2 pseudogenes are annotated in these 487 nt (G+C 74.1%); both read right to left on the bottom strand.

Features of this window, described 5'->3' with window-relative positions:
• Positions 1-272, bottom strand: a pseudogene (locus ON27_RS16805) (hypothetical protein); the annotation flags it as partial.
• A 7-nt stretch (positions 273-279) separates the two neighbouring features.
• Positions 280-487 (bottom strand): annotated as a pseudogene (locus tag ON27_RS16810) (SCO6880 family protein); the annotation flags it as partial.

A 487-nucleotide genomic window follows, 5' to 3' on the forward strand; every position in this document is an offset into this window, starting at 1 on the left:
CGCGAACTCCGCTCGCCACGGGACCGGTCCGCGTGCGCCCGGTCGGCGCGCACGGCGTCGGCCCGGCCCGCGCCCGCTCGCGCACGCCGCTCGGCGGCGCGCCGGTCGGACGGGTCGACGCCCAGCCGGTCCTCGTTCACCCGCGCCGAATCCCGTGCGGGCCGCCGCCGCTCCGGCCGCTGCCCCCACTCGTCCCGGCCGGATTGCTCGAGTCGCCTGCGGCGTGCGTCCTCGTCCCGTTCCCGTACGGGTGGCTCGTAGTCGCGTGCCATGAATCGCTCACCCCGCCAGTGCCTTCGGAATAGTGGCATGCTCCGGCAGGATCACCCCGCAACCGAGCGAAGCCGCGAAGGCCGCCGCCTGGTAGCGGTAACACCGCCGAATCTTCAAGCGCGCCTGCGTCGACAGATCGCGCGTGATGGCTTCGATGCGCGGCAGGTCACCGCGCAAGGGCTCGGTGATGGTCACCAGCGCCCCGAAGCGGGTC

The sequence above is a fragment of the Nocardia asiatica NBRC 100129 genome (genome assembly GCF_000308415.1).
GTDB classification, from domain to species: domain Bacteria; phylum Actinomycetota; class Actinomycetes; order Mycobacteriales; family Mycobacteriaceae; genus Nocardia; species Nocardia asiatica.